15 protein-coding genes are annotated in these 18,308 nt (G+C 52.9%); 11 read left to right on the top strand and 4 right to left on the bottom strand.

Features of this window, described 5'->3' with window-relative positions; translation table 11 throughout:
• Window positions 1–18: 18 nt before the first annotated feature.
• Entirely contained in the window at window positions 19–807 is a 789-nt protein-coding gene (locus tag SOJ49_RS19250; RefSeq protein ID WP_369856086.1) for a hypothetical protein, read from the top strand.
• Window positions 808–828: 21 nt separating this feature from the next.
• Here SOJ49_RS19250 and SOJ49_RS19245 read toward each other — a convergent pair whose 3' ends face one another.
• Window positions 829–1,548: a YdiY family protein gene (locus SOJ49_RS19245; RefSeq protein ID WP_369856085.1), complete on the bottom strand. Its 720-nt coding sequence runs from the start codon at window positions 1,546–1,548 to the stop codon at window positions 829–831.
• Window positions 1,549–1,684: 136 nt separating this feature from the next.
• Window positions 1,685–1,840 (bottom strand): DUF2798 domain-containing protein, encoded by a 156-nt coding sequence (locus tag SOJ49_RS19240; RefSeq protein ID WP_369858091.1) that lies wholly within the window; start codon window positions 1,838–1,840, stop codon window positions 1,685–1,687.
• A gap of 346 nt (window positions 1,841–2,186) precedes the next feature.
• Here SOJ49_RS19240 and SOJ49_RS19235 point away from each other — a divergent pair, with 346 nt between their 5' ends.
• The gene (locus tag SOJ49_RS19235; protein WP_369856084.1) at window positions 2,187–3,626 is read left to right on the top strand and encodes a polyhydroxyalkanoate depolymerase; all 1,440 of its coding nucleotides are present in this window, start codon (window positions 2,187–2,189) and stop codon (window positions 3,624–3,626) included.
• A gap of 187 nt (window positions 3,627–3,813) precedes the next feature.
• Here SOJ49_RS19235 and SOJ49_RS19230 read toward each other — a convergent pair whose 3' ends face one another.
• Both SOJ49_RS19230 and SOJ49_RS19225 read right to left on the bottom strand, forming a co-directional pair.
• Window positions 3,814–4,992 (bottom strand): acetyl-CoA C-acetyltransferase, encoded by a 1,179-nt coding sequence (locus SOJ49_RS19230; protein WP_369856083.1) that lies wholly within the window; start codon window positions 4,990–4,992, stop codon window positions 3,814–3,816.
• Between the two features lie 137 nt (window positions 4,993–5,129).
• Window positions 5,130–5,642 carry a MarR family winged helix-turn-helix transcriptional regulator gene (locus tag SOJ49_RS19225; protein ID WP_369856082.1) on the bottom strand — a complete coding sequence of 171 codons (513 nt, stop codon included), beginning with the start codon at window positions 5,640–5,642 and terminating at the stop codon, window positions 5,130–5,132.
• A gap of 256 nt (window positions 5,643–5,898) precedes the next feature.
• Between SOJ49_RS19225 and ectA the strand changes: the two genes are divergently transcribed.
• From ectA to tal, 9 genes are all read left to right on the top strand, one after another.
• The gene (gene ectA / locus SOJ49_RS19220) at window positions 5,899–6,507 is read left to right on the top strand and encodes a diaminobutyrate acetyltransferase (protein WP_369856081.1); all 609 of its coding nucleotides are present in this window, start codon (window positions 5,899–5,901) and stop codon (window positions 6,505–6,507) included.
• A 13-nt stretch (window positions 6,508–6,520) separates the two neighbouring features.
• Window positions 6,521–7,792, top strand: a complete 1,272-nt coding sequence (gene ectB, locus SOJ49_RS19215) for a diaminobutyrate--2-oxoglutarate transaminase (protein WP_369856080.1) — start codon at window positions 6,521–6,523, stop codon at window positions 7,790–7,792.
• A gap of 80 nt (window positions 7,793–7,872) precedes the next feature.
• Window positions 7,873–8,274 (top strand): ectoine synthase, encoded by a 402-nt coding sequence (locus tag SOJ49_RS19210; protein WP_369856079.1) that lies wholly within the window; start codon window positions 7,873–7,875, stop codon window positions 8,272–8,274.
• Window positions 8,275–8,327: 53 nt separating this feature from the next.
• Window positions 8,328–9,788, top strand: coding sequence for an aspartate kinase (locus tag SOJ49_RS19205; protein WP_369856078.1), 1,461 nt, complete (start codon window positions 8,328–8,330; stop codon window positions 9,786–9,788).
• Entirely contained in the window at window positions 9,764–10,708 is a 945-nt protein-coding gene (locus SOJ49_RS19200; RefSeq protein WP_369856077.1) for a hypothetical protein, read from the top strand. The genes SOJ49_RS19205 and SOJ49_RS19200 overlap by 25 nt, the downstream gene beginning before the upstream one ends.
• Window positions 10,709–10,879: 171 nt before the next feature.
• Window positions 10,880–14,356 carry a hypothetical protein gene (locus tag SOJ49_RS19195; RefSeq protein ID WP_369856076.1) on the top strand — a complete coding sequence of 1,159 codons (3,477 nt, stop codon included), beginning with the start codon at window positions 10,880–10,882 and terminating at the stop codon, window positions 14,354–14,356.
• A gap of 119 nt (window positions 14,357–14,475) precedes the next feature.
• Entirely contained in the window at window positions 14,476–15,570 is a 1,095-nt protein-coding gene (locus SOJ49_RS19190; RefSeq protein WP_369856075.1) for a hypothetical protein, read from the top strand.
• Window positions 15,571–15,736: 166 nt separating this feature from the next.
• On the top strand, window positions 15,737–17,044 hold the full coding sequence (locus SOJ49_RS19185) for a sugar ABC transporter substrate-binding protein (RefSeq protein ID WP_369856074.1): 1,308 nt from the start codon (window positions 15,737–15,739) through the stop codon (window positions 17,042–17,044).
• A 139-nt stretch (window positions 17,045–17,183) separates the two neighbouring features.
• A complete protein-coding gene (tal, locus tag SOJ49_RS19180; protein WP_369856073.1) occupies window positions 17,184–18,134 on the top strand; it encodes a transaldolase in 951 nt (316 codons plus the stop codon).
• Window positions 18,135–18,308 lie beyond the last annotated feature (174 nt).

Here is an 18,308-nt window from a genome sequence, read left to right as displayed (position 1 = left end):
GATTGCAGAAGGCGTGACATGAGAATTTTACGACAATGGTTGCTTCTGATCAGTCTGCTGCCCGTGCTGGGCTTTGGTATGGAAGTTTGTGCGTTCGAAGGGCCTCATCGGGTGATGGACTGGTCGGAGTTGCTTGATCTCAGCAGCAAACAGCAGGCTGAAATGGCACGTATTGAAACCGGTTTTCGACAGCACTTTCAGCAACTGCGTGACGAATCTATTCCACGCTGGGGGCAGGGGTTTGACGAGCAGCAATGGCTCAAGCAACGGGCGCAAGAGCGTGAATTGGAAGTCGGGATGCGAAAGCAGTTGCAGCAGGTACTGACTGAGGCTCAGCGTTTGCAGGCGGATACCATTGTGCAGCGCTTTCACCGCAAAGCGACCGCAGAAATGCTGGAGCGTATGGTGCAAGAGTTGGCGCTTTCTCCGGCTCAGTGGCAACGGCTGGAACACTCGCAGGCTGCCATTACGGCTGATTTTGATTGGCCAATGGATCATAGTCAGATGGAAGCCGCTCGGATTGGAATAGAAAAGCTGTTGAGTAATGTTCTGACGCCAGAGCAGCTGGCGGAGGTTCAGCAACAACAACGACGGCGTGAGAAAAGGAAGCGCTGGCCGAAACCGGAAGATTTTCGGGATGGCCCTGGAAAAGGTGGTGCAAGATTGCCTTGGAATTTACCTTCGCCGCCTGAACCCTCAGCCAAACCGGATCGATGCTTTGACGAACCGGCAGGCAATAGCAAGTTCTGCCAGCAATCCGGGAGCGACTATCCGGAATGGCCCGCCTGGGAGCCAGACCGGTCATGATGGTCTGGCTCCAGCGTATCCTCAGAAGCTGTATACGAGGGTAACGCCGAATTCCTTGTCCAGGTTCTTGTTTTCTTCGGGAACCTGATCAACGTATTTTATTTTATAAGTCAGCTTGGTGGCCAGTGAGCCATTGATCTGGCTTTTCAGGCCGGTTTCGCTTTTATAGGTGCTGTTGTCACCACCCATTTCCGCGCTGGCTGTTTGGGTAAAGACGGTGCCCTTGTTGATTTCCCAGCCATATTTCAGTACCAGCCGGGCAATACCCTGATCTTTAATCTCGCCAGAGTTTTCCAGCTTGTCACGGTTGTAACCGGGGCCAGCTTCGAGATCCAGTTTCATGGTGTCCGATTCGATGACCCGGTAACCGTAGCCAATTGAGACGGTACTTTGATAGGTAAAACCGGAAAAACGCGCCCGTTCCTGATCGGCGTGAATGGCCAGGTAGGAGTGTTCGCCGAAGTTACGATCAAACTGCACCGAGCCGTAGTAGGTTTCCTTGGAGACGGTGCCATCTTCCTCGCTGGTCAGAGCCTCAAGGCGATAGTTGGTATCCCAGTCGATACCTTTGCGCCACAAGGCGAACTTGCCATTCAAACTGCTGGTCTCGGTATTGCCGGAGGTAGTAATACTGCCCAGCTCGGCAGCTCCTCCCCAAAACGGTGGCGTCTTTTCTGCGTCTGATGCCTGGGAGTGTGCGGCGAGAGCCAGTAAGGTCAGAGCAAGGGCCTGTTTGATCATGGATATCTCCGTAAGAGGCGTAGCAATTTAATGCGGCAGGGTAACGGCGCATGTTTGACAATTCAACCTCAGCAACGGCGTTTTCGTCATGGGTGCTGACTGGGTGGTTTTACGGGACGGGGCATCTTGACCAGGCTTATTTCGACAGCTTTTGCGCTAAGTGGAGAAGGCTTGGGCCTGCAAGAAACGAAATGACCAATGCGGGCGGCCACGCCAGCCCCCAGGCTTTCATCCAGAGTGCAAAAAAATGACTGGAGTAGCCGAGGTTGATATATAGAATCCAGCAGCTCATCAGCAGGCTGAGTACGCCGGACATCATGGTGCTGTGTATCAGTCTTAGTTTCAGGTGCATCGATAGGTTTCCGTAACGTTAGGGGAATGTGCCACTGGCAATTGTAAACCGTCATTATGCCGCCATGACGGGGCCGCAGTTGTAAACACTGTTGCGTGATCCTGCCTATTGTACAAAGGGATGGGGTAATACAGGACAAACATTACAAACGTCCATGTTGGTTATTTGTTGTTCGGTTTATAGATGATTTCGACCTAATCCTTCATCATACGGATCAACCGATTTCTGTTACGATTTTGGTTACTTATCAGGCCTGTGTGTCAGGCGGAAGCGAGGGAAACAGATCATGCTCTATAACATGAATGCTCAAATGATGGACGCCATGCGGCCCATCCACATCCTGTCTCGAATGACCAGACAGTTCCTGTATCAGCCTGTTAACCCTCTTAATTACGGCTGGACTTTCCGTACCATGCGAGCCTGGCTGGAAACCGTTGAGCGACTGACCGATTGTTATGAAACCCCTACCTGGGAATTGGATGCAACCGAGATTGATGGTCGCGAAGTTGCCATAGAATACGAAGTGATCGTGGATCGTCCTTACTGCAATCTGTTGCATTTTCGTCGTGAGAATGCGCCCGAAAATCAACCCAAGGTAATGATGATCGCGCCTTTGTCAGGCCATTATGCGACCCTGTTGCGGGGGACGGTACGGGAGTTTTTGCCTGATCATGAGGTATATATCACTGACTGGAAAAATGCCCGTGATGTACCTATGGCAGATGGCGCTTTTCATTTTGATGATTATGTCGACTACCTGATTGAATTCTGTCGTGCCCTGGGGCCAGACGTTCACGTGATTGCGGTGTGCCAGCCGTGTGTACCAGCTCTGGTGGCTGCCAGTCTGATGTCGAAGGATAACGACCCTTGTTTGCCAGCCAGTATGACGCTGATGGGTGGGCCGATCGATGTCCGTATCAATCCGACCGAAGTGAATGATTACGCCTCGGGCAAGGATCTTGAGTGGTTTGAAGATAACGTCATTTGTCGGGTGCCTCGTGGCTTTACCGGCCGTGGTCAGTTGGTGTATCCAGGGTTTATTCAGCTCTCCGGTTTTATGTCCATGAATATGGACTCTCACGTCAGTAAACACTTCAAGTTCTTTGCCGATTTGGTCAAGGGCGATGGTGAAAGCGCCGAAGGGCATCGGCTGTTTTACAACGAGTATCTGTCTGTAATGGATATGCCAGCGCATTATTATCTGGATACCATTCGTCGGGTGTTTCTGGATCAGGCGTTACCCAAAGGTGAAATGGATTACCGTGGCAGCAGGATTGATCTGGCTGACATCACTGACATGGCGATGATGACGGTTGAAGGTGAGCTGGACGATATCACTGGTCGTGGCCAGACATCGTGTGCGCTGGAGCTGTGTTCCGAGATTGCAGAGGATCGCAAGCAACATTTGGAAGCGGAAGGTGTGGGCCACTACGGCATTTTTAATGGCCGTCGGTTCAGGGAGATGATTGCACCGAAAGTGAAGGCATTTATTGCGGAGCAGCCAAAAAGAGCCAGTGAACATAAAGATCTTGCGGTTGTTGAGGCGGTAGAGCCGGTTGTTGAAGAAGCTACGCCGCAGCCAGCGCCTGTTGCTGCCATCAGTAAGTCGTCGCCCAGTGCCAGTGCGCCAGAACCCGCCAGCGCCATATCACCGCCCCCGGCTCGTAAGCCTCGTGCGCCAAGAAAGCCTGCTCCGAGCAAGCCAAAGACTGAAACTCCGGAGTAAGTGACGTTGCCGCTGATCGGCTCTTGCCGAATAGCGGCTTCTTGACGCCAGAGAGGGCAACGGCAGCATCCTTGCTACAAATTGTTATAAAAGACAAAAAAGGCCAGCGACTGAAACAGTCCTGGCCTTTTTTGTCTTACACTGTCTGGGCGATAGCTGTCATGCGGCTATCGCCAGATCTGACTGACTAGCGTTCGATAGCCAGAGCGACACCCATGCCGCCACCGATACACAGGGTGGCCAAGCCTTTTTTGGCATCCTGACGAATCATTTCATGCAGCAGGGTAACCAGGATGCGGCAGCCAGAAGCGCCGATCGGGTGGCCCAATGCAATCGCACCGCCATTGACGTTGATTTTCTCGACATCCCAGCCCAGCCCCTTGTTGACGGAGAGAGCCTGCACGGCAAAGGCTTCGTTGGCTTCAATCAGATCCAGGTCTGAAATTTCCCATCCTGCTTTTTCCAGACACTTTTTGGTCGCAGGGATTGGACCAGTACCCATGATTTTGGGGCTCACACCCGCGTTGGAATAGGCCTTGATGGTGGCCAGAACAGGCAAGCCCAGAGCGTCGGCCTTTTCCTTGCTGGCCAGCATGACAGCGGCGGCACCGTCATTCAGGGAGGACGCATTGCCAGCGGTGACGGAACCATCACGCTTGAATGCCGCACGCATGCCCGCCAGTTTTTCAGCCGTTACACCGGCGCGAGGGCCTTCGTCAGTATCAAAAATGAGTGGATCACCTTTGCGCTGTGGAATCTCAACGGCGGTAATTTCATCTTTGAACTTGCCAGCTTCAATGGCAGCAACAGCCTTGGCCTGGGAAGCGGCGGCAAAGGCATCCTGCTCTTCTCGTGTGATGTTGTATTCGTCGGCGATATTTTCGGCGGTAACACCCATGTGGTAGCCATTAAATGCATCCCACAGGCCGTCGGAAATCATGGTATCTACCATGTTCCAGTCACCCATGCGTTGACCATTGCGGGAGTTTGGCAATGCGTGGGGAGCGTTGGACATGGACTCTTGTCCGCCTGCGATCACCAGATCGGCGTCACCGCAAGCGATGGATTGTGCTGCCAAGTGCAATGCCTTGAGACCTGAACCACAGACCTTGTTGATGGTCATGGCCGAGGTCGTTTCTGCCAGACCTGCCTTGATTGCACTTTGGCGGGCCGGGTTTTGTCCGCAGCCAGCGGTCAGTACATGACCCATGATTACTTCGTCGATTTGATCGTCAGCAACGCCAGTCTTGTTCATTAGTGACTTGATGACCTGTGCGCCGAGTTCGACAGCAGACAGGCTGGCCAAGGAGCCGCCAAAGCTGCCGATGGCGGTACGGGTTGCTGCAACTATTACTACGTCTGTCATGGACTCTCTCCGTCCTGGGTTGATAGGGGCTGTCCTATTGAGTATCACAGCCGGCGTGACAAGTGTATGACCAACGTCAGTTAGCCCGCCTAAGTCGGACAATCACTGTTGGGGTTGTCCTGAGATGTAGCGGATGGTCAGGGGTTCCCTGATGAATGCTCTGTCGGGGAATTATTTCCTATTCGGTCGAGGGCGCCAACATCCAGTACCGGGGAGGCGTCGATGTGTTGCGCATCCATCATGTAGGCCACTCGCTCCAGAGAGCTGAGGATCATGGTCTGCTCCCACTCTTGCAAATCCTGGAATTGTCGGATGAAGCTTTCCTGCAGTGGCCGTGGTGCATTCATCAGCGCTTTGTGTGCCTCTTCCGTCAGGTGAACGTAAACCTTGCGCTTGTCACTGCTGCCACGCTCTCGGACAACGTAACCACGCTTTTCCAGACGATCAATGATCGTCGTGACTGTGGCCTGGGACAGGCTGACCTTGCGCGCCACTTCGCCCACTGTCATGTCATCGTTGTGGCGCAGGGTCTGCAGGATCAGGAGCTGGGGAGCGGTTAACCCTGACGTTTTACTCAGTTGTTTTGAATGCAGGTCAGTGGCGCGAATAATACGTCGCAAGGCGACCAGGACTTCATCATAACGTTTCATGAGCAGCACAACTGTGGATAGATCGGATGATTCTACCTTGCTGGCAATGATTAGAGTACGAAGAAAATGGTTGTTGCCCGATTGTGGCGGATCTTACAGCTGCGGCCATGAATGGCGCTGACACAGGTGGTGAATAAAAAAGCGGGTCAATAAAAGACTTGCCTGGTTAAATTTTGATCTAAATATTGCTTAGGGTTGTAAGTATCTTGGTGAGCGGCTAAAATGCTTCGTGTACTAAATAAATGGTTGGGCCGTAATGAAGCATCTTTTGGCTTCAGTAGGCGGCTCTAGAAAATGTGTGACTGATATATTGTCAGAAATGTCCGAAATTACCAATACAGATCAAAGTAATATTCTCTTCCGGAAACCAAATTCCACTGATGGGAATCGGGTTTTCAAGCTTATCAATGAGTGTAAGCCCTTAGATGTCAATTCAATGTATTGCAATCTTTTGCAATGCTCTCACTTCCGGGATACCGCTATCTTGGCTGAGTCACAGGGGCAGCTGGCTGGGTTTGTCTCCGGCTACCGGGTGCCGGAACAGCCAGATGTACTGTTTGTCTGGCAGGTTGCTGTTGCGCCACATGCCCGTGGCCAGGGACTGGCCAGCCAGATGCTGGCACGACTGATCGAGCAACAAGGGCCTCTCGTTCGTTTTGTTCACACCAGCATCACCGCTGCCAATGAAGCGTCCTGGAGTACCTTCCGCCGTCTGGCGCGGGATCTGGACGCAGAGCTGGCTACTGAGGTGATGTTTGATCAGCAACAGCACTTTGATGGTGCGCACGCTACCGAGACCCTGGTCTCGATCGGGCCATTTGCCGAGACGGCTACCCCTTCACTTGAACCACTGGAAAAGCAATAAGGAGCACTGGATTATGGGTATTTTTAAAGACATCGAATCAAACGTTCGTGGTTACTGCCGTGCATTTCCGGTGGTGTTCCGCAAAGCATATAACGCTACTCTGGTGGATGATCAGGGTAAAGAGTATGTCGATTTTCTGGGTGGTGCAGGGACGCTGAACTACGGCCACAACAACCCTGAATTCAAGCAGGCGCTGATTGATTACATCGAGGCTGACGGCATTACGCACGGTCTGGATATGCATACCGAAGCCAAGCGAGATTTTCTCGAGACGTTCCAGAGTCATATCCTTGAACCTCGTGGCATGGACTACAAGGTGCAGTTTACCGGCCCGACCGGCACCAATGCGGTGGAAGCGGCGTTAAAAATTGCCCGGATGAATACCGGTCGTCAGACCATTGTGTCGTTCACTAATGGTTTTCACGGTGTCACTCAGGGAGCGGCAGCGGTTACCGCTAACGGCTATTACAAAAAGGCCAACGGCATGCCAACGACAGGTGTGCAGTTTATGCCGTTTGATGGTTATCTCGGCGATTTCGATACGCTCAAGTATTTTGAAAAGGCTCTGGAAGACGGCTCTTCCGGTCTTGGCCATCCCGCCGCAGTGATTGTGGAATGTATCCAGGGTGAAGGCGGTCTGAATGTCGCCAGTGCTGAATGGATGCGCGGCTTGCAGGCACTGTGTCGTCGCCACGATATGTTGCTGATTGTCGATGATATTCAGGCGGGTTGTGGCCGCAGTGGCACCTTCTTCAGCTTTGAAGAATTTGATATTCAGCCCGATATTATTACCCTGTCCAAGTCTCTCGGCGGCTATGGTCTGCCGATGGCAGTGGTGTTGCTGAAAGAAAAATACGACACCTGGAAGCCGGGCGAACACAACGGCACATTCCGGGGGAATAACCATGCCTTTGTTACGGCGCGCCGGGCGCTGGAAACCTACTGGAGTGATGATCGCTTTGCGACAGAGGTCAAACATAAGGCATTTTTGCTGAAAAGCCGTCTGAAAAGTATTCAGGCGCGACATGCTGGCGATTGCAAGCACAAGGGACGCGGTATTATGCAGGGGCTGGAGTTTGCTTCCGGTGAGGTGGCGTCCGAGATTACCGAGCTGGCGTTCAGCCGGGGGCTGATTATCGAAACCAGCGGCTCCGATGATCAGGTGGTCAAGATTCTGACACCGTTGACGATTGAAGAAGCCAATCTCAATAAAGGTCTGGATATTCTGGAATCCTGTATTGACGATGTGTTGGCTGAACGACTCAAGGTAGCCAACGCTTCCTGATCCTCTTGCTCGCGGGTGGCCCGCTGTCGTGGTTACCCGCCCCGCACTTTCCCTATCTCAAAAAACTCAAGGTTATATTCATGATTGTTCGTACTTTGCAGGACTGTGACAACTCTGAACGCGCAATTGATGGCGGCACCTGGAAAAGCGTCCGCATGCTATTGGCTGACGATAACATGGGCTTTTCATTCCACATCACGACGATTTTCAAAGGCACTGAAACCCCTATCTGGTACAAAAACCATCTGGAATCGGTTTATTGCATCAGTGGTGAAGGCGAGATTGAAACCTGTGCCGATGGCAAGGTGTATCCCATCAAGGCTGGCACTCTCTATGTGCTTGATCAGAACGACAAGCATTTGTTGCGTGCCACCACCGAGGATATGCAGATGGCGTGTGTGTTTAACCCGCCATTAAACGGCAAGGAAATTCATGATGATGATGGTTCCTACAAACTGAACGATGAACCTCTCTCGCTGTAAATCGGGAATATGGCATCACGCTCAGTCAGAACCTATCAGGAGATCATTTTTACATGACACACAGTGTCGAAAAAATCGGCGGCACGTCGATGAGTCAATATCAACATGTACTGGAAAATATCTGGATGCGTCCGCGTTCGGTAAATGGTGCAGAAACAAGCCTGTATCGACGGATCTTCGTAGTGTCCGCTTACGGCGGGATCACCAATGGCTTGCTGGAGCACAAGAAAACCGGTGAAGCCGGTGTCTATGCCTTGTTTGCCGAAATGGATGATGGCCGCTCCTGGCAGTCGCGCTTGCAAGATGTGCTGAATGCCATGCTGGCGGTGAACATGGGCATATTCGGTTCCGGGGGACTCAACAACGACATGGTACGCAAGCGTGCCGACCAATTTATCTCCAGCCGTATGGCCGATGTGCGGGATTGTCTCGAGCATCTGGAAGCGGTGTGCAGCTTTGGTCATTTTCAGCTCGACGACCACTTGCATCGTGTCCGTGAAATGCTCAGTGCCATGGGTGAAGCCCACAGTGCCTACAACTCGGTGCTGTTGTTGCGTCAGCACGATGTCAATGCCCGGTTTATTGATCTTACCAACTGGCGTTCAGATACCCAGATGAGTTTTTCAGATCATATTCTCAAGGCGTTTCAGGGTGTCGATCTTGATAAGGAAATGCCCATTGTCACGGGGTATACCCAGTGTCGCGAAGGCTTGATGCGCACCTATGATCGTGGCTACAGCGAAATGACCTTCAGTAAAATCGCGACCATGACAGATGCCTGCGAAGCGGTTATTCACAAGGAATACCACTTCAGTACGGCCGATCCGCTGCTGGTGGGTGCAGACAACGTCAAGCCGATCGGCATGACCAATTACGATGTCGCTGATCAGCTGGCGAACCTGGGTATGGAAGCCATCCATCCTCGTGCCGCAGCCGGTTTGCGTAAAAAGAATATTCGCCTGATCGTACGCAACACCTTCGAGCCGGAACACCAGGGCACCGAGATTCGCCGCGACTATTGCAGCAGTACGCCAAAAGTCGAAATCATCGCCGGAACCCGTAACGTCTGGGCGCTGGAAGTATTTGATCAGGATATGGTCGGTGATGCCACCCACGGGCAGAAAATGGCCGATCTGGTGTTTGAATCAGGCGTACGGGTACTGACCAAGGATTTTAACGCCAATACCGTAACTTTTTACCTGAAAGGTAACAAGCGCCGTATTAACTGGTTGATGGATCGCCTCCAGCAGGTTTACGCCGATGCCGATATTCGGGTTGAGAAACTGGCGATGGTCAGTGCGATTGGCAGTGATATGAAAGTGCCTGGCTTGCTGCAAAGTGCGGCGGGTGCCTTGTCTGATGCGGGGGTCAATATTCATTCAGTGCATCAGGCGATGCGTCAGGTGGATATGATGTTTCTGGTCAGTGATGCGGACTACGCTACGGCCGTCAAGGCACTCCATTCCCGGTTGGTAGAGCAGGCAGATATATGGCAACAGCAGCAAACAGCATAACGCATACGACGAACTTGCTGCTTCGGCTTGGCGCAGCAACCGGCTTCTGGCTGGTTGCTGCGTTTTGCTTTGCCGCACCCGAACCTGCCGCCGAGGGTGTCTCAATATCCGCAGACGAAAAAGCAGCAACCACCATAAACCACCTGCAAGCACCGCTTTATACCGCCTTCACCGAACGTTACATCCTTGATGAAGTGAAAAACCTGCGCCAGATGCTCGCCGATGCACGGGTCGAATTTACTGAAAAAGTGGTGGAACGCGAGTTTCAGGTAGCTGATCGGGCACTGACCTACGCAACCGATACGGTGACCTATTTTTTCTACCTGATTGCCGGAGCCTCAACCTTATTGGTGCTGGTTGGCTGGAACTCCCTGCGCGACATCAAGGAGCGCGTGGGCGCCTACGCCAACGATGAAGTCAAACGGATTACCGACTCCTACGAAGCCCGACTGGACAAGCTGGAACTCGAGCTACACAGCAAATCACGGCATATTGCTGCTGCGCAGGAAGAAATAGAACTGACCAACGAAATACATTCGCTCTGGCTCAAAGCATCACAGGAAAGCAGCCCGCAAAGCAAGATAACCATCTATGACCAGATTTTGTTACTGCGCCCGGATGATGTTGAAGCATTAACCTACAAGGCCGATGCCGCACTCTTGCTGGGGCAAGCGCAGTGGGCCAGCCGTCTGGCGAACAAGGCACTGGATATTGATCCGGAAAACAGTCACGCCATGTATCAGCGTGCCTGTGCGCACGCCGAATCGGGTTACATCGACGAAGCATTACAAGATCTGGAGCAGGCCATCAATCAATCCGAAACCCTGCGTTTGCAGGCCCGCGACGACAGCAGTTTTGCGGCGATGGCGGAACATGAGCAGTTCTTGATGCTGGTGTCTGGCTTGGCGCCCGAAGAGTAGTTGCTGTTGCTATTGTAGCAGACCGAAGGTTGGCAGATTTTGGTGCTCTTAAAGGGGGAGAACGGTTTTCCTTTGAGCGATTTTCAGCCATTATTAGTACAGTTGCATCTGATCTGACAGATACGCTGTTGCGTTGGATGCCTGACAATCCAACCAACACGGACAGTGAATATGATACGGTTTTCCTTAACGCCACTGGCATTCGCCATGGCGCTGGCTCTCACCGCATGTGGCGGCGGCAGTAGTGATAGCGATAGTGGCAGTGATGCTGGCACAGACAACACTGGTACGGATACAGGCACAGATACAGGTACAGGTACAGGTACGGATACGGGTACCGAAACGGTTACCCGGGTCAGCCTGACCGGTCTGGCAGTCAAGGGTATTCTGACTGGCGCTGACATCACGGTGACCAGCCTCAATGGCAGCACCGAGTATGGCACGACGACGACGAATGCGACCGGCCGCTATACTCTGGCAGAGATGGATATTCCATCCGATGTGCCCGTCAAGGTCACCATGACCACCAATTCCTCTACCCAGGTCAAGTGTGACGCCGCAGGGGGATGTACCTGGGGAGGCAACAGCTACACCTTCGGCCAGTTCTATGACTACGACAATGCCGATTTCAAATTGACCGCCATTTTACCGTCTTATGGCTCCGAAACGGCCAAGACCCTGATGGTAACCCCGGTCACTCACCTGGCGGCGACCCGTGCGGCAGCGGCTTATCCCAGTGGCGCGACTGCGGCAGAAGTAACGGCGGTGAACAAGGCAACCGCGACTTTGCTGGGCCTGGATAACGTTGATATCACCAATACCTCTCCTGCCGACATCACCAGTTCAGACTCTGCCAGTGCCAATATTGATAGCCAGAAGTACGGTGCCATCGTGGCGGCCATTGCCACTGTTGCCAGCCGGAAAAATACCGATATTGCCAACGTCGTGAATAGCCTGGCAGCAGACTACAGCGATGGCGGAGTGGTGATTAATTCCAGCGATGAAAATGCTGTTGATCTGGAAGATGTCTTTGCTGGTGCCGCCGATGCGGCGGAAGAAGCGGGGACTAATCTGGGTGCTACCGGTGTGGCGATTGCTACCGAATACCATCTGGATGAACTGGAAGCCAGTGTCGCAGCAGAAGACGAAGAAGAAGTGGCTGAGGTGGTGGTTGAAGACGAAACCACCACCGAGCCAACCGAAGAGGAACTCAAAGCGCAGGCGGTGGCCGCTTCGATCAGCCTGATTGAAGATCTGAACAACTGGAATGATGCGATCCAGAGCGTGGATACCGACACTCTGGTGACCGCTCTGGATACCGAAGCGGCAGAAACTGATGCACTGGTGAGTGCAATGGAAAGCAAGGCAGATATCTTCCGTGGTTTTCAAGAGCTGGTGGTTGAAAGTGAGCTGTATGAAGACTGTTACTGGTGGGATAGCAGCGACAACTGCCTGGAGTACGATACCTACGAAGAAACTCATCCGGGTGTGGTATTCCAGGCAACCGGCATCATGCTGCAGAACGTTGCCTTGGGTGCCTATATCGTGCAGAACTATAACGATTTGGATAGCACCGATAACGGTGATGGCAGTTTCACCATTACGGCAACCGGGTTGTTAGCCAGCGGTGTTCCTCTACCCATTATTGATTTTCTGGATGCAGACGAGGATGGCCAGCCAGACGATGGCAAAGACGTCAGCGTCACCTATACCACCACCACGCTATTTGGTGCCACCTATGTTGATGCCCTTAGCTTCTCCGGTGAAGGTGTTGGTGCCACGATTGATGATGGTTCTGCGATGACCGTGAGTATCAGCTTGAGCGGTGCCCTGACGGCGAACATCACTGCTTTTAATATGACGGGTCTGGAGGATGGCGAATCCTTCTCCGCCAGCGGTAGCCTCGGCTTGACTTTTGATTCTCTCGACAGCCTGACGGCCTTTGTTGAAACCGAAGCGATCGATGGCCTGAAAGACATGAGCATCCAGCTCGACAGCAGCATTGACGGCATCAGTGAATTGGCGGACGACACCGACTTTGCCCAGGCCAGTGCTGACCTGAGCATTGATCTGACAGTCAGCCGTGCGGTCGATGGCAGTGGTGACTACACGGGTGATCTGCAAGGTTCACTGGCAATGGGTGTATTACTGCAAAATGATGCTGGTAACGATGACAAGATTGAAGGCACCCTGACGGCTACTATCGGTGGCTCTTCAGACGACATCAATGACCTTGAGAGCTGGTTTGTGGCTGATACTGCCGCCATCACTTTTGTTGGTGCGCTACAGGCAACGGATACCGACGGCAATGTGCTCACCTTCGACGGCAGTATCGGCATCGTACCGACGCTGGCTGATGGTGAAGATGCCGGAGTGGATCTGAACTTCGACGGTGCCACCAAGCTGGTCAAGGCGAGCGGATATTCAAGCGCTTTTGATGGTTCGATCGGCATGCGTGACGAAGCTATTCTCGCGGCCAATGGCTCGATCATAAAAGATGGTTATGACTCTCCGATCTATGTGCTCACCGAAGCATCGCTGTCGGGTGATCTGGAAGTGATTAATGGGGCCGGTACCACCCGCTTGCATCTGTCCGGCTATATCGGTGCCAACAATCTGCAGGAAGTGGCGGCGTTGGCGGGCTTTGGTAGTGGCCCGGTTGATCCTGGTTATGGCACGGTGATCGACAGCATTACCATCACCGGAGTGACGGTAAACTATAACGACGATAACTCTGTCAGTCTGACGTTTGAAAGTAACTACGACCCATCGTTTGCCAGTCTGTTAACCAATATGACCGGGTATGGCTGGACTGGGTATGTGTCTGATGGCAGTGCCTATATTCCATCCGAGACGCAGATTACGCTTGAAAATTGCGTTGGTGATACAACCGCTGGCTACGATTGTGAAATCTATATTGCTGGTATCAGTGCTCAGGATGTCCATCTGGACGGTAGTGTTGATATTGATGATGCGACTGACTGGTGGGCCGCAGTATCCGACAGTCTTTCCTATTATGAATATGCGTCAGCCTCTTTAACCGTTGCCGATCAGAATAGTGCACAAGCCTGGTTATACGGCTCTGAGTACGTTTATCTGGAAGACTTGTTAGCGGGTAATGCCGTTACGCTGGAGATTTATGTTGAAGGGGTCGATCTCTATGACGCCAGTACTGAGAGCCGCATTCTGGATGCTGAAACCGCCGAGACTTACCTCGAATACTCCGTTGCTTTGGACGTTGATGCCGCCGCCATGGGTATGGACGATGCCAGTATCCGCCTGGTCGGTGAACGCACTGGCCTGGAAGACGGCATCGGCTTGCTACGACTGAAATATGGTAGCAACTCGATCACCATCAACCTGGATTCTGAACAGTTAACTACAGCGTCCGTTACTAACCTGAAAATCAGCAATGGCGATGTCACCATGACCATCGCCGCCACCTGTGCCTCTGGCGATGTCACGGCTCAGGGTATTGCGGCCTGTGACGGTGATCTGGAGTTTGCTGGCAACATCACCTCCGGCGGCTATGATGTGGGTACGCTGGAAGTCCGTAGTGGCTTGCCGGTATTCGTGTTCGACGATGGCAGCAAATACAATCTGGTGGTAACTCCCGCCTTTATGGTGGAACTGGCAACCGGCCAGTAACTGTTCGCCAGGTGTAAAAAACAGGGAGCCAACGGCTCCCTGTTTTTTTGCCTGTTTGTTTTTTTTATCGGTTTGTTTTTTTGTTATTGCTGGAATCAGCAACCCCCAAGGAAAGATCTATGACGATAAGGAACCGCCGGTGGTTGTTATGCCCGCTACTGATACTGGCCGGAGCGACCCTTATTGGGCCGGTTCAGGCTGAGGACTGGCGTGTCGCCTACAGCCAGGATATTTACGCCTGGTCTGGTGCTATGGCAGTGGCGGAAATCACCAACGACTGGAACGGCACCCTGAAAGATGGCGATGACGGCTTTCTGTGGATGCAGGAAGTGGCAACGGTCGGCTATGGCCCTTTCTCCATCGGCTACGTTTCTCGCCATCATGCCGAGTACGAATTCCCCAATGCGCTGGCGCGCGGTTTTTATTATGAGGCCAACGATGTTGAGCTGGATGATAGGTACGAAGTTGAGGCTGAAGTACGTGCCAGGCACTATCAGGGTGAAGGCCTGAGCCTGTCCTGGGACTTTGAATCTGCACGAGCCAATCAGTGGTCGATCACCCCGTCGATTACCTGGTTGCGTTTGTATCGGCTGATCTGGGGGGACGTGAGTGGCACCATGAACTATCTGGATGCTGATCACTGGGGTGGTGATCTGGATGTGGATTATGGCTATACCGAAGATAAAATCCCGCCTGCCCGAGCGCTGGATGGGCGCTCGTACGGTGACCTTTACAGCCTTGATCTGGCGTTTCATTGGCGTTGGCAGAATTATCAGATCGATTATCAAGGCTACAATCTATTGGCCAGGATCGACTGGCCGGATATGCCAGGGACGATAGCCAACAAAAACTGGCAGTATGATAATGGTGCCCTGACAACCGATAGTGATTATTTTGTTTATGGTTACGAATTTTATGACGACCGTGTACTGCGCCCGCCACGGGTGCATACCCTGCGCCAGCAATACGCGCTCACCAGTGAGCTGGATATCACCCTCCGTAGCTATCTGAACCGGATCCGCAATGGCCATGAATTGGGTCTCCGCTGGCAGCCGGATACCTTTGCCTGGACACTGGCGCTGGATTCCAAAGGCGAGGCCTTCCGGGTGGGCATGCACCATCGCCGGGTGCAGATCGAGCTGCTGAGCGAAAGCCTGAATATCTCGCGCAGCCGCTTGCTGGGGGTGCAATTCGGGGTAGTGCTGGTGTTTTAAAGAGACATGAGTTCCGTGCGACAGGGGTAATCCCTTGACTGCTGAATCTGGCGAAACGTCCGTGTGATATCCACGTTCGCAGCTAAAATAATGGTAACGTGAGGTCACGTTGCCTATCGTCAACAGCCCAGACCTCACAAGAATAACAAGTCGTCAGGAGATCGAAATGCCATTCAAGTTAGCTACTGCCGTACTCAGTGCCATGATGGCGCTGTCTTTCGCTGCGCAGGCCGCTACCGAACTGGTGATTGCGACGGTTAACAACGGCCACATGATCGAAATGCAAAAGCTGACGCCGCAGTTCGAAAAAGCCAACCCGGATATCAAGGTGAAGTGGGTCACTCTCGAAGAAAGTGTGCTACGTCAGCGCATAACGACTGATATCGCTACCAGGAATGGCCAGTTTGATGTGATGACCATTGGTATGTACGAAGCCCCGATCTGGGGCGAGCGAGGCTGGCTAAAAACACTGGAGTTTGGCCCGGAGTACGACGTTGATGACCTGCTACCTGCAATTCGCAGCAGTCTGTCGAACAACGGTAAATTGGTAGCAGCCCCTTTTTACGGTGAAAGCTCGATGTTGATGTACCGTGCCGATCTGGTTGAAAAGGCTGGATTAAACATACCACCGCGTCCGACCTGGAACTATATCGCCAAAGTCGCGGCTGCGATTCATGATGAAAACAACGGCGTATACGGTATCTGTCTGCGTGGCAAGCCAGGCTGGGGGGATAACGTGGCCTTACTGACGACGATGGTCAATACCTGGGGTGGTCAGTGGTTTGATATGGACTGGAAGCCGCAACTCGATACCCAGCCCTGGCATGATGCTATCAGCTTCTACGTCGACTTGATGAAACGCTACGGGCCGCCCGATTCGTCTGCCAACAGCTTTAACGAAATCCTGGCACTATTTAATGAAGGTAAATGTGGTATGTGGGTGGACGCCACCATTGCCGCGTCCTTTATCTCCGACCCGGCCTTGTCCCGCGTCGCAGACAAGGTGGCTTATGCCCAGGCTCCCACCCAACTGACGCCCAAAGGCTCCCATTGGCTATGGGCCTGGGCGTTGGCGATACCCGTTTCTGCGCGGCACCAGGACGAGGCTCTCCGTTTTATTTCATGGGCCACGTCCAGGGAATACATTAATCTGGTCGGACAGGACACTGGTTGGGCTCGCGTACCAACAGGAACCCGTTACTCGACCTATGAGAACGAGCAGTTTATCAAAGCCGCCACCTTTGCCGATGCTGAGTTGCAGGCCATTAGCAGTGCCAATTCAGAAAACAGTACCCTGCACCCGTCGCCTTATATCGGTATTCAATTTGCCGCCATTCCTGAATTTCAGACGATAGGCATTGTGGTTGGCCAACAGATCAGCGCTGCGCTGGTGGGCAAACGTAGTGTCGAGGATGCGCTAAGGGCGAGCCAGAGTTTTGCCGACCGCGAAATGCGTAAAGGCCGTTATTACTGACCAGTCATAAACCCGGATCCGAATTGCGCTGGCAAATGAACAGCATATGGGTACTATTTGTTATCAATTGTTACCGCTTGCGGCCAGCCCAATTCAACCGCTGCTAACCCCGCACCAATACGATCAAAAGGAACCTGTTATGCCAAGCCTGTTTGCGCAACTGAAACACTACAGCACACTGGTTGCCGACACTGGCGACCTGGCTGCCATTCAGACTCTGAAACCGGAAGATGCCACGACCAATCCCTCACTGGTGTTAAAAGCTGTTCAGTCCGGCCAGTACGATGCCACCGTCGATGCCTCACTGGCAGCGGCAGAGGGAGACAGCATAGCGACTCGAATCGATGATGCCTGTGACCGGCTGTCGGTTGCCATGGGCGCTGCGATTCTGCAACACATCCCCGGTCGCATTTCGACCGAAGTGAATGCCCGTCTGTCATTCAACAGCGCTGCCAGTATCGACAAGGCCCGCCGACTGGTGGCGTTGTATAAAGAACAAGGCGTTGGCCGTGACCGTATCCTGATCAAACTGGCGGCTACCTGGGAGGGCATCAAAGCCGCTGAAATCCTGGAAAAAGAAGGCATCCAGTGCAACCTGACGCTGATTTTCAGCTTTACCCAGGCCCGCGCCTGTGCCGAAGCTGGCGTCTTCCTGATCTCACCCTTCGTGGGTCGCATTCTGGACTGGTTCAAAAAAGCCAACCCGGGCGTCGACTACGCTCCGGCGGAAGAACCCGGCGTACTTTCTGTTGCGGGCATTTATCAATACTTCAAACAGCATGGCTATCAAACGGTCGTGATGGGTGCCAGTTTCCGTAATAGCGGTGAAATTCTGGCCCTGGCCGGTTGTGACCGCCTGACCATCAGCCCGGCATTACTGACCGAACTGTCGGAAACCAAGGGTGAGCTGAACCGTGCTCTGAGCTACGCAGGCGATGTGATTGAGCGTCCAGCTATCATGACGGAAGCCGAATATCGCTGGGATCTGAACCAGGACGCCATGGCGACGGAGAAACTGGCTGAAGGGATTCGTGGTTTCGAAAAAGACCAGAAAATTCTGGAAGGCTTACTGACTGAAAAGCTGGGTTAATGATCCGAATTGATCGGGAATACATCATTTCCGCTTTTGTCGTCTTTCCAGTGTGGGTTTGCATCTGTTCAGTGAGTGCCGTCGGTCATACAGAAGCGTATCAATCGTTGTCGATGCGGGCCAGCGGCCCGTGCGCTTCGTAGAGCAATAGGTGACCCCTCGCCTGACCATCCG

It is taken from the genome of Candidatus Thalassolituus haligoni, from assembly GCF_041222825.1.
Lineage (GTDB): Bacteria > Pseudomonadota > Gammaproteobacteria > Pseudomonadales > Oceanobacteraceae > Oceanobacter > Oceanobacter antarcticus.
Note: the sequence above shows the minus strand (reverse complement) of the source record. Positions and strands in the feature narration are given on the sequence as shown.

What these genes read in the sequence shown, in the direction of transcription:
- SOJ49_RS19205 (WP_369856078.1), top strand. Translation starts at nt 8,328, where the DNA reads ATGACACACAGTGTCGAAAAAATCGGCGGCACGTCGATGAGTCAATAT.
- SOJ49_RS19245 (WP_369856085.1), bottom strand. Translation starts at nt 1,548, where the DNA reads ATGATCAAACAGGCCCTTGCTCTGACCTTACTGGCTCTCGCCGCACAC.
- SOJ49_RS19185 (WP_369856074.1), top strand. Translation starts at nt 15,737, where the DNA reads ATGCCATTCAAGTTAGCTACTGCCGTACTCAGTGCCATGATGGCGCTG.
- SOJ49_RS19235 (WP_369856084.1), top strand. Translation starts at nt 2,187, where the DNA reads ATGCTCTATAACATGAATGCTCAAATGATGGACGCCATGCGGCCCATC.
- SOJ49_RS19200 (WP_369856077.1), top strand. Translation starts at nt 9,764, where the DNA reads ATGGCAACAGCAGCAAACAGCATAACGCATACGACGAACTTGCTGCTT.
- SOJ49_RS19250 (WP_369856086.1), top strand. Translation starts at nt 19, where the DNA reads ATGAGAATTTTACGACAATGGTTGCTTCTGATCAGTCTGCTGCCCGTG.
- SOJ49_RS19225 (WP_369856082.1), bottom strand. Translation starts at nt 5,642, where the DNA reads ATGAAACGTTATGATGAAGTCCTGGTCGCCTTGCGACGTATTATTCGC.
- ectA (WP_369856081.1), top strand. Translation starts at nt 5,899, where the DNA reads ATGAAGCATCTTTTGGCTTCAGTAGGCGGCTCTAGAAAATGTGTGACT.
- ectB (WP_369856080.1), top strand. Translation starts at nt 6,521, where the DNA reads ATGGGTATTTTTAAAGACATCGAATCAAACGTTCGTGGTTACTGCCGT.
- SOJ49_RS19230 (WP_369856083.1), bottom strand. Translation starts at nt 4,992, where the DNA reads ATGACAGACGTAGTAATAGTTGCAGCAACCCGTACCGCCATCGGCAGC.
- SOJ49_RS19210 (WP_369856079.1), top strand. Translation starts at nt 7,873, where the DNA reads ATGATTGTTCGTACTTTGCAGGACTGTGACAACTCTGAACGCGCAATT.
- tal (WP_369856073.1), top strand. Translation starts at nt 17,184, where the DNA reads ATGCCAAGCCTGTTTGCGCAACTGAAACACTACAGCACACTGGTTGCC.
- SOJ49_RS19190 (WP_369856075.1), top strand. Translation starts at nt 14,476, where the DNA reads ATGACGATAAGGAACCGCCGGTGGTTGTTATGCCCGCTACTGATACTG.
- SOJ49_RS19195 (WP_369856076.1), top strand. Translation starts at nt 10,880, where the DNA reads ATGATACGGTTTTCCTTAACGCCACTGGCATTCGCCATGGCGCTGGCT.
- SOJ49_RS19240 (WP_369858091.1), bottom strand. Translation starts at nt 1,840, where the DNA reads ATGAGCTGCTGGATTCTATATATCAACCTCGGCTACTCCAGTCATTTT.